15 protein-coding genes are annotated in these 13,658 nt (G+C 45.3%); 14 read left to right on the plus strand and 1 reads right to left on the minus strand.

The window, feature by feature from the left end:
* Nucleotides 1-2: 2 nt before the first annotated feature.
* The 14 genes from C792_RS0102850 (at nt 3) to sufB (ending at nt 12,599) form a co-directional block, all read left to right on the plus strand.
* Nucleotides 3-587: a DUF4352 domain-containing protein gene (locus C792_RS0102850; protein WP_017547932.1), complete on the plus strand. Its 585-nt coding sequence runs from the start codon at nt 3-5 to the stop codon at nt 585-587.
* 66 nt (nt 588-653) lie between these two features.
* Nucleotides 654-1,250, plus strand: coding sequence for a hypothetical protein (locus C792_RS0102855; protein ID WP_017547933.1), 597 nt, complete (start codon nt 654-656; stop codon nt 1,248-1,250).
* A gap of 18 nt (nt 1,251-1,268) precedes the next feature.
* Nucleotides 1,269-1,844, plus strand: a complete 576-nt coding sequence (locus C792_RS0102860) for a TadE/TadG family type IV pilus assembly protein (RefSeq protein ID WP_017547934.1) — start codon at nt 1,269-1,271, stop codon at nt 1,842-1,844.
* 2 nt (nt 1,845-1,846) lie between these two features.
* Nucleotides 1,847-2,371: an A24 family peptidase gene (locus C792_RS0102865; RefSeq protein ID WP_017547935.1), complete on the plus strand. Its 525-nt coding sequence runs from the start codon at nt 1,847-1,849 to the stop codon at nt 2,369-2,371.
* Between the two features lie 4 nt (nt 2,372-2,375).
* The gene (locus C792_RS0102870; protein WP_017547936.1) at nt 2,376-3,869 is read left to right on the plus strand and encodes a DUF6382 and FHA domain-containing protein; all 1,494 of its coding nucleotides are present in this window, start codon (nt 2,376-2,378) and stop codon (nt 3,867-3,869) included.
* A 2-nt stretch (nt 3,870-3,871) separates the two neighbouring features.
* A complete protein-coding gene (locus tag C792_RS0102875) occupies nt 3,872-4,675 on the plus strand; it encodes a PP2C family protein-serine/threonine phosphatase (protein ID WP_017547937.1) in 804 nt (267 codons plus the stop codon).
* A gap of 16 nt (nt 4,676-4,691) precedes the next feature.
* A complete protein-coding gene (locus tag C792_RS0102880; protein ID WP_017547938.1) occupies nt 4,692-5,495 on the plus strand; it encodes a serine/threonine-protein kinase in 804 nt (267 codons plus the stop codon).
* Nucleotides 5,496-5,508: 13 nt separating this feature from the next.
* Nucleotides 5,509-6,759, plus strand: coding sequence for a TcaA 3rd/4th domain-containing protein (locus C792_RS0102885; protein WP_017547939.1), 1,251 nt, complete (start codon nt 5,509-5,511; stop codon nt 6,757-6,759).
* A gap of 85 nt (nt 6,760-6,844) precedes the next feature.
* Entirely contained in the window at nt 6,845-7,180 is a 336-nt protein-coding gene (locus C792_RS0102890) for a DUF4870 domain-containing protein (RefSeq protein WP_017547940.1), read from the plus strand.
* 214 nt (nt 7,181-7,394) lie between these two features.
* Nucleotides 7,395-8,177, plus strand: coding sequence for a Fe-S cluster assembly ATPase SufC (sufC, locus tag C792_RS0102895; protein WP_017547941.1), 783 nt, complete (start codon nt 7,395-7,397; stop codon nt 8,175-8,177).
* Nucleotides 8,178-8,195: 18 nt separating this feature from the next.
* The gene (gene sufD / locus C792_RS0102900; protein ID WP_017547942.1) at nt 8,196-9,512 is read left to right on the plus strand and encodes a Fe-S cluster assembly protein SufD; all 1,317 of its coding nucleotides are present in this window, start codon (nt 8,196-8,198) and stop codon (nt 9,510-9,512) included.
* 21 nt (nt 9,513-9,533) lie between these two features.
* A complete protein-coding gene (locus C792_RS0102905; RefSeq protein ID WP_017547943.1) occupies nt 9,534-10,754 on the plus strand; it encodes a cysteine desulfurase in 1,221 nt (406 codons plus the stop codon).
* Nucleotides 10,744-11,184 carry a Fe-S cluster assembly sulfur transfer protein SufU gene (sufU, locus tag C792_RS0102910; protein ID WP_017547944.1) on the plus strand — a complete coding sequence of 147 codons (441 nt, stop codon included), beginning with the start codon at nt 10,744-10,746 and terminating at the stop codon, nt 11,182-11,184. The genes C792_RS0102905 and sufU overlap by 11 nt, the downstream gene beginning before the upstream one ends.
* Nucleotides 11,185-11,201: 17 nt before the next feature.
* Complete coding sequence (sufB, locus tag C792_RS0102915; RefSeq protein WP_017547945.1) at nt 11,202-12,599, plus strand: Fe-S cluster assembly protein SufB; 1,398 nt, start codon at nt 11,202-11,204, stop codon at nt 12,597-12,599.
* A gap of 89 nt (nt 12,600-12,688) precedes the next feature.
* Here sufB and cyoE read toward each other — a convergent pair whose 3' ends face one another.
* A complete protein-coding gene (gene cyoE / locus C792_RS0102920; protein ID WP_017547946.1) occupies nt 12,689-13,609 on the minus strand; it encodes a heme o synthase in 921 nt (306 codons plus the stop codon).
* Between the last annotated feature and the right edge of the window lie 49 nt (nt 13,610-13,658).

Raw genomic sequence — 13,658 nt, forward strand, 5'->3', positions numbered from 1 at the left:
TAATGAAAAAATACTTGGGAATACTAAGCATTTTGAGTCTGTTTCTGATATTGGGTGCCTGCTCTGGCAGCAATGAATCAGAAGGTGAAACGACCGAGGAAAGTACAGAAGAGACAACGGATAATCAGGAAGAAAGCACCGAAGAAGAATCAGACGGAAGTATGTATGAAATAGGCGACACAGCTGAAATTGAAAGTTTTGAATGGGAAGTCCCGTATCAAGTGACAGTAAACTCTTTTGATCAGGCCCAGGAATATGATGGTAATAGTTTGGATTCACTGGTATCTAATGCAGGTGATTCACATTTCTTAGGTATTGTGAATATGACTGTGAAAAACATTGCTGATGAACCTATAGTGATAGGAGAATATGTCTATCCAAATATGGTTAAAGGTGGCAGTTCTGGTGGAGAGCAGTACGTTTATGATTTATCCGAAGAAGATGTCTCACAGGAACTTCAGCCAGATGAAGAAGCTACGATTGATCTAGTGTATATATTGAGCGAGTATGGGGACAATGAACATTTTGAACTGACATTTGAACAAATGTCTCCTAATGAAACAGCATTCAGATTACCTTTGGAATAGTATTAAAAGATAATACTTATATTTTTGGTAAAGATAAAATATTCATACTAAGATAGAGGATTTGCAATGAAAAAATACTTGGAAATATTAAGCACTTTGAGCCTGATTCTGATATTGGGCGCCTGCTCGGACAGTAATGAGTCCGAAGGAGAAACTACAGAAGAAAACACAGACGAGGAAACTGCAGAAGATACTAACGAGGAGGCATCTGAGGATTCAGAATCCGAAGATGGAGAAATCCATGAAATAGGCGATACGGTTGAAGTGGAGAGTTTCGAATGGGAACTTCCTTATGAAGTTACAGTTAATTCTTTTGAGCAATCACAGGAGTACAATGGAGAGCCTATTGATACATTTGTTATGAATGCAGGTGAATCTCATTTTTTAGGTATTGTTAATTTGACAGTTAAAAATACAGGTGAAGAAGCGATTGTAATTGGTGAATATGTTCATCCTGATATTGTCCAAGGTGGAGAAATGGGAGGAGAACAATTTATTTTTGATGTGTCAGAAGAGGATTTATCTCAAGAACTTCAAGCTGATGAAGAAGCGACTTTTGATCTGGTTTATATCATGACTGATGCAATAGATAGTGACTATTATGAATTGAAGTTTGAAAATAATGCCCCAACAGAACAATCATACAGATTGCCTTTAGAATAGTATCAAGGAGTGACTGGCGTGTTCAAACGTTTACGGGAAAATGAAGATGGAGTGATTACGATTGAAGCCGCGCTGGTCATTCCTATCATGGTTACTTTTATACTCATGCTCATGTGCATTGTTCAGATAGCCATTGCTGAAATGGCATTGCAGGAGTCTGTATCTGAGAGTACCCAGACCATGGCACATTATGGCTACCTGGCTCAGGAGGCTGAGGGGCTTCTTGAGAATGAGTCGGGTGCCATGATGGATGTCATCAAGGAAAAGGGCGGCAGTGTTACTGAAAACAATGTTGTCGATTTTCTTGTTGAGAAAGTAGGGAGTCATGCTGAAGGCAAGATCGGGGAGTTCATCTCCAATATGAGCGTTTCTGCTCAAACGAGCATAACCGAAGGTCTGGTGAAGGAGCTTTATACAGACCGGGTGGGTGATGGTAAATTTTTCAATGCAGAAGGCGTTAAAGTGGAACCTGCTGTGAACCGGGAGACTATTGAAGTAGTTGCCGAAGTGCCTCTTGAGATCAACCTGCCCTTTTTCAGCAGGACGATAACAATCAAGAAAAAATCTGTTGAATATATTTGGAATGGAGCTTAATTATGGAAATACACTTTATCATTTTGGGGATATTCCTGTGCATTGTTTTCTATTATGATGCAATCAGACAAATCATTCCAAATTGGCTGAATGTCTCAGGAGCTGTTGTTGGTGTGGGTTATCATTCCCTGAGTGCAGGTGTGGACGGTTTCATCCAATCTTTTGGCGGGGGTCTGGTATGCGGCATAATACTGTTGGTGCTTTATGTTTTCAAAGCCATTGGTGCCGGTGATGTGAAGCTGTTTTTTGCAATTGGTACGATGACAGGGATACTTTTTGGCCTGTATTCAATAATGTACGCGATTATATGTGCAGGAATCATTGGCCTTCTATATTTATTGTTTACACGGACATTTTTAATCCAGCTCACTTTAAGCATTATACATATGAAGGAAAGCATACAGAAAAAATCTTTGACCCCTATGGAAGAGTTTAAAAGAAACCGGGCAACCAGATTTCCTTTCATTTATGCAGTAATACCAGGTGTTTTGATCACTTTCTACTATATGGTTGTATTGGGAGGGTAAATATTTGAATATTTCAGGATATGATATCGAAGTGAAAGATAATAAAAAGCAAAGATCATTGAAATATGATGAAAATGGAAAAAGGCTGACCATTGATGATTTGAACGAAACTGAATATAAGATGTTCCTCCATAACGAAATAGACAGGACACTGCCCATGAATTTCGTTAAAGAGGACAATGATCAGACACTGCATTTCAATACGGAAAATTATGCCTCCCTGTGGGAGAGACTGGAATATGATGAATTCAGGTTCGAGGATTTTTACCATCTGATCGTTGAAATATGCAATACGCTCAGAAGATCCGGTAATAACCTGCTGAACATTGAGAAATACTGCATCAGTGAAGAATCAATATTTGTTGGAGAAGGCTATTATGATATCAAATTGATGTATATGCCGCTCCGAAGGTTTGAAAAGGATGAATCGACAGAGGATGAATTGAAACGTCTGATATTCAATGTATCAAAACGAATTTCAGATATGGACAGGGAAGACTACATAAATTTGTGCCAGTATTTGAAACACCCCAATTTCAGCATTGAAAACATCAAGAACCATCTTCTTGATATAAAGGATTCAGGCATTTCTCTCCAGGGCGATGTGCCACATGGCAGCTCAGATAAATTCAAGGTTGAAAGAATCCGCACAATGCCTCCTTTAAACAGGAAAGAGAAATTGTATTCTTCACTGATTGCCATTGTGCTGCTTGCAGTCATCTGGAGTCAGATGCCGCTTGGCAGCAACATATTGCTCGGGACTGCCTTCCTGCTGACCGTCGGAGTGGCGGGTACCCTGTATGTTTACTGGAAAAAGTGGCGTCCGGGTGTGGAGCCGGTTGTTGTGGAAAAGAAAGTGAGGAAGAAGGTCAAAAAAAGTGCAGTTGAAGCAGAAGAGCTTGAAAATGACCACAGAACCAAAATGTCCGATGCATTGAGAGCCATGGATTATGATGCGTTCATTTCTGCAAACCAAATCGTCCAGACAAAAGATGATAGTGACTTCACTGAAGGGGATGTGTATGCTGTCCCTGGAGAAACGTCCTCCAAACAGGAAAGCACCGACGGTGAAGGGCGGGAAACTGCTGACGAAGTTGAATCTTTCGAGCTCACTGATAAAACGACGCTCCTGGAAGATGAAGATGATGAAGAACTGAAAAGGAATGTCAGACTGGAACAGGGGAAAGCAAAGGATTTTCTGGTTCCATTTGACGGGAAGAATGATATTGGTGAGGCAGTCTCCATACTTGGAGAAAATTTCCTGATAGGAAGAAGCAGGGAAGAATCTGATCACCATGTAGATGACTCCAATGTTTCAAGGAAGCATGCGATGCTCATCAAGAACGATGACTGTTACTCATTCAAGGATATTGGTTCCGTAAACGGCTCTAAAATCAATGAGGCTGACCTGGTGCCCTATAAACTTTACGAACTTAAGCCGGACGATGTAATCACATTAGGCGGATTGTCATTCAGATACAGAGTGAAAGAAGTATGAGCATGTCCAGGAAAGATATCGGTGTGATAAATGCCAAAGGCCGTGGGAAAGAGGCAAATGAAGATTATCATTTTGGTACAGGCGGGCAGTTGTTCGGAGGCCATGATGTCCACTTCCTCGTCATAGCTGATGGCATGGGCGGCCACAGCAATGCTGAATCGGCAAGTCATCATGCGGTTGAAAGCCAGGAAAAATGGTGGAATGACACCATCGCTGCTTCCTCGGGTATCCAGGAGGTCATCGAGGCGTTCGAGAATGAGCAGATGGATGAGTTCCGTCGCCTGAATCAGGAATTGATTGATATGGGCAGTAAGGATGACGTGAAGATGGGAACAACATTATCTACGGTGCTGGTGATAGATAATATGTACATGATCCATCATGTCGGGGATGCCAGGGTGTATAGATACAGTTTCAGCAATAATGGCAGGGAGGAAACATCCGAACTGGATGGACTGAGGGGTCTTGTCCAACTGACGGAAGACCATACATTGGTCAACCGGAAAGTCAGTCAGGGCACGATTTCAAAGGAGGTTAGCTCCTCCCGCCGGATAGCGGGTGTACTGACGCAGTGTCTTGGGGTGAAAGGGGAGGTGCAGCCCTTTGTCACTTTCGGGACCATCAGAGATGAAGACATTATTTTCCTGTGTACGGACGGTGTCTATAAAGCCGTCAAGGATGAAAAGCTCCGCAGTATCATTCGGGGGTCATCGAAGAAAAATGCACAGGACATTGTAGATCTAGTATATGAAGAAGTTAAAAAATCGGACTTCAGTGATGATATTTGCATATTATTGATGAAATGATCTGGGTGGTGAAGGAATGCTCTTGGATAATTGGCAGCATGAGAATTACAGTATTATCAAGCATGTTACTAACGGCGGAACCTCCAAGATTTTTCTGATCGAGCTTAAGGACAGCACGAGGGCGATCCTCAAAGTTGCCAAAGACCCTGTATTCATAAATAATAAACAGCTGGATAATGAGGCATCTCTCCTGCAAAAATTGAATCATCCTGCCATCCCCACCTTAATAGATTATCTGAGTGTGGATGAATATAAAGCAATAGTTATGACGCTCATGGAGGGGAGAAATCTTAAGCATGTAATCGATGTGAAAGATTATCGATATAATTGGCAGGAAACATTGTATATAGGCAAACAGCTCGCCGGTATCATCAAATACTTCCATCGGCAGGAACCTGAAATTGTCATCCGTGACATCAAACCGTCGAATGTGGTCATAGATAAGAAGCTCACAGTCAAGCTCGTTGACTTTGGAACATCTTCAGATGATACCAGCATCATACATAACAAAGCTTTTGGTACCGTCGGTTTTGCAGCTCCTGAGCAATTTGAAAATGGGGTAGTGGACAAAAGGTCCGATATTTTTGCACTTGGGGCAACACTTTATTATCTCCTGTCGAATGGGGGCAATATCTATACGGAGAGTACATTGTTTGACGGGGGATATACACCGGGCAGATTCAAAGAATTCATCTGTAAATGTACTAAATCTACTATGGGTCAGCGTTATCAAACAATAGATGAAGTGATTTCAGCATTGGAAAATATCAACGAAACACCGTGGGAAAAAATCAAGCGCTATTTTAATAGTAAAAGTTAGGACGGCAGTTATTATGAAGAATTGGTTGAAGGTGATTCCGCCGGGAATCCTCCTTGTGGTTTTAGCAGCATGTGGAAACGAAGCGGAGAGTGTTGTCTCTGAGTATGAAGAGGCAGTGATAAATGAGGATTACGGAGCGCTCCGGGAGATTCTCAGCGATGAGGACATACAGGTCACAGAAGATGAGGCGGCTGGGCATGTCAGGCTCATCAAGGATGAGTATTCAGAGGAATCTTTCAGAAGGGCACTCGAAAATATGGCCGAATCAGCAGGAGAATCTGATGGTGACATGGAGTCGGATCTCCTGGGAGAGGGAGGTGCCATCTCAACACTTGAAAAGGAAGATGGTGAAATTTCAATGGAAGTTGAAAGGCATGAGGTTTTCGCCGATCTGCAGCGTGCAGCATTTACATATAGTTTCGATGGTGAGGAATATACAATCGGTTCCCCGGAGGAAGAAACGACGCTGCTCGATAATTTCATCCCCGGCATTTATGAAATCAGGGGTGAAGGTGAGATGAATGGTGAAACGTTCGACATGACTTTGCTCGTTAACTTCAACGGGTCTTCCCAAAAGACTGTGACGGTCAAAGATGACATGGGAATTCTTTACACCAACATAGCAAGTGATCAGGGCCTGGATAATCTGAAGGTTTACGCAAACGGCACAGATGTAACCGGGCTCGAATTCGAGCGTGGCGGATACGGGCCGGTCAGTGCGAAAGACCCTGTTGAAGTGCATGCTGAAGGAGAAATCGAGGGACAGGTTATACAGACTGATACAGTTGAAGTCGGGCCGCGCGGGGAAAGTGAAAGAACGTTGCGGGCGGACCTTGAATTTGATCACGAAGAAATAGAAGCAATACAGGATGAAGCAAGAGAAGAAGAGCAGGCCGCAAAAGACAGCGAGCATGCGAAAGAGAAAACCGAAGAGGAAATCTCCAAATTCTATGAGGAACTGGAGAAATCCTTCAATGCTGATTCTGAAATGACGCAGACAAGTTCGTTAAGGTTCAGCTTTTCTGATACAACCGTTCCGGATAATGTACTGGAACTTGTAAGACCTGCACTTGAGACTGAAACAGAGTATGAAATCGAAGCCGGCAATCTTGAGCTTATCGAGCACAAAGAAGACAATTCGGAGCTCACCTATGAAGTGGACGTAAACATCAAAGAAGACGGTTCCGCCAATAAACAGACCCACAGGGTCACCTTCAATGATGACAATGGGGTCTACCGTATTTCTGATACAGAAGTAAATTGATTATTACAAGTTATTGCTGTTATTCACTGCCCGGTATAGGGTAGAATTATAATAGAAGAATATTTAATAATTGGAGGTGTTTCAAATGAATGAACAAAGTACACAGGGCTTCGATAAATCAATGGTCATGGTATCATACATCGTATCTGCATTCACTGCAGTTGTCGGTCCGCTGATTCTGTGGGTATTGAAGAAAGATGAGCATCCTGCAACTGCGGAAGCGCTCAGGCACGTTGTCAACTTCGGTCTTTCATACACGATCTACCTGTTCGTTGCATGGCTGACTTCTTTCATCCTGATCGGCCTGGTAATCGGTCCGATCATCACGGTTGCATTCTATGTATTCCTGATCCTGGGTGCAATCAAAGCGAACAACGGCGAGATGTACAAGCCGCCGTTTACGCTGGACATCATCAAATAAGGGATTTTCATTTACCCTGCCGCTGTTATCAGTCGCAGGGCTGTTTTTTATGGAGAGACTTTGACAAAGCGGTCCGAAAGGTTTAAAGTGTTCTGCGTTTAATGTATAATATAGTGGTAATTGGAATGCTGTGCCAGCCTTTGACTATTATTTAGAATTATTATAAACTGGTATAGTAAAATATTATCCAAAAAATTCTGTTGGAGGGTTATAAATGGCTTCTGTTCTAGAAATCAAGGATCTACATGTCGAAATAGACGGCAAAGAAATTTTAAAGGGTGTCGACCTCACTCTTAAACAAGGTGAAATCCATGCGGTCATGGGGCCGAATGGTACAGGTAAATCCACGCTTGCACAGGCAATCATGGGTCATCCAAGATATGAAGTGACAGGCGGGGAAGTACTTCTTGATGGAGAAAGCGTACTTGATATGGAAGTTGACGAGCGTGCGCAGGCCGGACTGTTCCTCGGCATGCAGTATCCGTCAGAGATTTCCGGAGTGACGAACTCCGACTTCCTTCGTTCTGCAATCAATGCACAGCGCGAAGAGGGCGATGAGATCAACCTGATGCAGTTCATCAAGAAATTGGATAAGAACATGAACTATCTTGAAATGGACCTCGACATGTCCACACGTTACCTCAACGAAGGCTTCTCCGGCGGCGAGAAGAAACGTAACGAAATTTTGCAGCTCATGATGCTCGAGCCTAAATTCGGTATTCTTGACGAAATCGACTCCGGTCTTGACATCGATGCGCTGAAAGTTGTCTCCAAAGGCATCAATGGACTTCGCGGCGATGACTTCGGCGCGCTTATCATCACTCACTACCAGCGTCTTTTGAACTACATCACACCTGATAATGTTCACGTTATGATGCAGGGCCGCGTTGTTAAATCCGGCGGCAAAGAGCTTGCTGAACGCCTTGAGAACGAAGGTTACGACTGGATCAAGGAAGAGCTCGGCATCGAAGACGAAACTATTGGCGCGGACGCTTAATAAGACAGGAGGATGACAATGGCTACTGATGTAAATGAATTTGTGATCAATGCTGACGAAGTTATCGCAAGGGCAAAAGAGCGCGGTGAGTCAGAACTTCTGATCAGCAAAAAACAGGAAGCACTTGATAAGATTGAAAGTCTTGAAATGCCCAAGCCTGACAAGACCAAGCTCAACAGGTGGGACTTCTTCACTGCAGCGCAGCCAGTTACGGACAGCTCTGTCTATGGCAGCCTCGAGGAACTTCCGGAAGCGGTCAGGAACCTGCTTGATATCGAACATACGAAAAATATTTATGTACAGCACAACAATACGCCTGCATATCTCCAGGTATCCGAAGACCTTCTGGATAAAGGCGTAATCATAGAGAATATCATCGAAGCGAGTGCGAATCACCCTGAACTCGTTGAAAAATACTTCATGACAGATGGCGTCAAAGTGGATGAGCATAAACTGGCTGCATTCCATACTGCCATGCTGAACGGCGGATTGTTCGTCTATGTACCTAAAAACGTTCAGATTGAAGACCCTGTGCAGATGGTCGTGCTCCACGATGATGAGAAGGCTTCCCTGTTCAACCACGTGCTGATTGTTGCAGATGAAGGTTCCGAACTGACTTATGTTGAGAACTATCTGTCCGGCGTGGATAAATCAGAAGAACAGGTGAACATCGTATCCGAAGTCATTGCGAAAGATAACGCAAAAGTGAAATACGGTGCAGTGGACTTCCTTGCGGAAGGTTTCACAGGCTACATCAACCGACGCGGCGTAACCGGCAGGGATGCTGACATCGACTGGGCACTTGGTCTCATGAACGACTCCCACGTCATCTACGACAATACGACTTACCTGATCGGTGACAACTCCCAGTCAGATCTTAAGATCGTCGTAGTCGGACGCGGGGAGCAGAAGATGAACTTCACTTCCCAGATCATCCACTACGGTAAAGACACTAATGGACATATCCTGAAGCACGGCGTCATGAAAGATGCGGCTTCAAGCATATTCAACGGTGTCGGACTGATCAAGCATGGTGCGACGCGCTCAGATGCTCAGCAGGAATCCCGTGTGCTGATGCTCAGCGAAAAGGCGCGCGGCGATGCGAACCCGATTCTCCTCATCGACGAGGATGATGTGACAGCAGGACACGCAGCTTCAGTCGGACGTGTGGATCCGATCCAGCTGTTCTACCTGATGAGCCGCGGTATTTCACAAAAAGAAGCGGAAAGGCTTGTCATCCACGGATTCCTCGATCCGGTAGTAAGCGCACTTCCGATTGAATCCGTCAAGAATCAGCTCAGGGAAGTCATTGAGATGAAAGTTCTTTCAAAATAAGTTTTAAAGGGGTTTTCCCGAATGAATGCAATCGATATCAGAAAGGATTTCCCAATCCTGGACCAGAAGGTAAACGGGAAAGACCTCATATACTTTGACACTTCTGCAACCAGCCAGACTCCGGCAAAAGTCATCGATGCGATGAATGATTACTACCGTGAGTACAATTCAAATGTACACCGCGGGGTACACACACTTGGAACTAAAGCGACAGATGGTTATGAACAGGCGCGTATGAAGGTTAAGAACTTCATCAATGCTAAGAGGTATGAGGAAATAGTATTCACGCGGGGAACCACTGCAGCAATCAACCTGGTGGCACGAAGCTTCGGTGACATGATTGTCGGCGAGGGCGATGAGATTGTGGTGACTGAAATGGAACACCATGCAAACATCGTCCCATGGCAGCAGCTTGCCAGGCGCACCGGTGCAGAGCTTGTCTTCATCCCGATGGAGGCGGATGGCACCCTCAAGCCTGAAAGTGTTGAAGCGGTCATTTCGGAGCGTACTAAGATTGTTGCGATTACACACGTGTCCAATGTTTTGGGCACAATCAATGATATCAGGGCAATCGCTGAAACAGCCCACCGGAATGGTGCATATATCTCTGTCGACGGGGCTCAGGCTGTGCCGCACATGTCGGTGGATGTCCAGGATCTGGATGTCGATTTCTACGCATTCAGCGGACATAAGATGCTGGGTCCGACGGGCATCGGTGTACTCTATGGAAAAAGCGGCCTGCTTGATAAAATGGAGCCTATCGAATACGGTGGAGATATGATAGATTTCGTTGATCTGAGGGAGTCCACATGGACGGACCTGCCTGTGAAATTCGAAGCGGGTACGCCGATGATTGCAGAAGCGATCGGCCTCTCAGCAGCGATTGATTACATCACGGAGATTGGTCCGGATGCGATTTTGGACCATGAACAGGAACTGGTGAACTATGCTTACGCGCGCATGAGTGAAGTTGAAGGCATCGAAATCTACGGTCCGAAAGAACGTGCCGGACTCATCACCTTCAACATGGAGGACGTCCACCCGCACGACCTTGCGACAGCACTCGATACGGAGGGCATTGCCGTCCGTGCCGGCCATCACTGCGCACAGCCACTGATGAAATGGCTTGATGTTTCATCAACAGCAAGAGCCAGCTTTTATGTATATAACACCAAAGAGGAAATAGATGGTTTCATAGAAAGCCTTAAACGTACGAAGGAGTTTTTCTCTTATGAATTTTAACAATCTGGATCAGCTCTACCGCTCAGTAATCATGGACCACTACAAGAACCCGAGGAACAAGGGGGTCATTGAAGATGGTACTCTGACTGTAGATATGAACAACCCGACTTGCGGAGACAGGATCAGGCTTACTTTGAATGTAGTGGATGATGTTGTCGAAGATGTTAAATTCGAAGGGGAAGGTTGCTCCATTTCTATGGCCAGCGCTTCGATGATGACTGAAGCGATCACTGGTCAGAAGCTTGAAAAGGCCCTGTCAATGGGCGATGAATTCAGCAATATGATGCTGGGCGAAGATTATGATATCACCGACGATATGGGTGATATCGAGGCGCTGGCCGGCGTGAACCAGTTCCCTGCGCGCATCAAGTGTGCAACACTGACGTGGAAAGCACTTGAAAAAGGCGTCAGGGAATCCGCCAGCGAATAAAAAAAGGAGTGATTGATATGGCTAAGAAAGCACCAGAAGTCGGCGATTACAAATACGGTTTCCATGATGAAGACGTATCGATTTTCCGTTCTGACCGCGGTCTGACAGAAGATATTGTCCGCGAAATTTCCAATATGAAAGAAGAGCCGCAGTGGATGCTTGACTTCCGTCTCAAATCCCTGAAGCATTTCTATAAAATGCCAATGCCAATGTGGGGCGGCGACCTTTCAGAGCTTGATTTTGATGAAATTACGTACTACGTAAAACCATCAGAAATGGCAGAACGTTCATGGGATGAGGTGCCTGACGAAATCAAACGCACATTTGATAAACTGGGTATCCCGGAAGCCGAGCAAAAATACCTTGCAGGTGTTTCTGCACAGTATGAATCCGAGGTTGTATACCACAACATGGAACAGGACCTCGAAGAGAAAGGTGTAATCTTCAAGGATACGGATTCCGCGCTCCGTGAAAATGAAGATCTGTTCAAAGAGCACTGGGCAACAGTGATTCCGCCTACAGACAACAAATTCGCTGCACTCAACTCGGCAGTATGGTCCGGCGGATCATTCATCTACTGCCCTCCGGGCGTAAAACTGGATACACCGCTGCAGGCGTATTTCCGCATCAACTCTGAAAACATGGGACAGTTTGAACGTACACTCATCATCTGTGATGAAGGGTCAAGCGTCCACTATGTAGAGGGTTGTACAGCACCGGTCTATACAACGAATTCACTGCACTCTGCAATCGTTGAGATCATTGTCAAGAAAGACGCATACTGCCGCTATACTACAATCCAGAACTGGGCAAACAACGTTTATAACCTTGTTACGAAACGTACGTTTGTCGAAGAGAACGGTACGATGGAATGGGTTGACGGCAACATCGGTTCGAAACTGACGATGAAGTATCCGTCCGTATTCCTAAAAGGCGAAGGTGCACGTGGAATGACGCTTTCCATTGCGCTTGCAGGCAAAGGTCAGCACCAGGATGCAGGTGCGAAAATGATGCACCTTGCACCGAATACCTCATCTACGATCGTGTCGAAATCCATCTCTAAAAATGGTGGTAAAGTATCCTACCGCGGCATTGTCCACTTCGGCCGAAAAGCTGAAGGCGCACGGTCAAACATCGAGTGTGACACTCTGATCATGGATAATGAATCCACTTCGGACACGATTCCGTACAACGAGATTCTGAACGACAACATCTCGCTAGAACACGAAGCGAAAGTCTCCAAAGTATCCGAAGAGCAGCTCTTCTATCTGATGAGCCGCGGTCTTGGTGAGGAAGAAGCGACAGAAATGATTGTCATGGGCTTCATCGAGCCATTCACAAAAGAACTGCCAATGGAATATGCGGTCGAAATGAACCGTCTGATCTCCTTCGAAATGGAAGGTTCCATCGGCTAATATATTTCTCAGCTCCTGTCCCGGTTCCGGGACAGGAGTTTTTTATGGCATTGAAAAAGGACTTCTCCAGGAGAAGTCCTCAGGCGATATCAGTATACAATCGGAGCGGTCAGCATGATCATCGTAAGAGAGATGGTTACGAGGTAGATGATGGAAAAACGCAGGTTCACCTGTGCCCAGTTCCCGAGCCTTGTCGTTCTCAGGCCTGCGGCGACAAGTATGATCCAGACGATGGTCATGAAGAGCACAACGGTGAAGAAGATGCCGCCCATGCTGTTGAGCAGCAGGAAAGGGAAGGGCAGCAGCGCGACCGTATAGATCAGCATCTGCCGGATGGTCGTCTTCGTACCGGAAACCACCGGGAGCATCGGCACGCCGGCGCGCGTGTAATCTTCAAGCCTTTTTATAGCAATTGCCAGTGTATGCGGCACCTGCCAGATGAACAGCAGATAGGCAAGGGCAATCGGGATGATATGGGTTGCGGGTGCAATCACCGCCCAGCCGATAAGCGGGGTGAATGCACCGGAGATGCTGCCGATGATCGTATTTATGGTGTATTTGCGCTTTGACCAGAATGTGTAGAGGACGACGTAGAAAAACCAGCCGAGAAAAGAGTAGATGAAAGCTTCGAAAGTCGTGAGCAGCATCATGCCCATCCCGATGGCGGATGTTATGCTTCCTGCCCAAAGTACTGATTTCAGTGAAAACGCACCGGTGACAGTCGGGCGGTTCCTGGTGCGGTCCATCTTTAGATCGAGGTCTGCCTCATACCAATTGTTGAGCATCAGCGCACCGGATATGACGATCGTACTCCCCATGATGGTCAGCAGGAACAGTGTGATATGTTCTGTGAAACTTTCGCCGCTGAAGTAAAGGGCAAGCCAGTAGGCGGTGAAGACCGGCAGCACATTCGCCACCAGCACCTTGCCTTTCAGCAGATATTTGATATTGATTAAAAATCCGGAAATCGTTTTTGTTCTCTGTCCGGATATCTTCTGTCCATTCTTCAAGAATATTCCCTCATTCGATTCTTTATAAAAAGCTCTGTTTTTCATTATA

The sequence above is a fragment of the Salinicoccus carnicancri Crm genome (genome assembly GCF_000330705.1).
GTDB lineage: Bacteria > Bacillota > Bacilli > Staphylococcales > Salinicoccaceae > Salinicoccus > Salinicoccus carnicancri.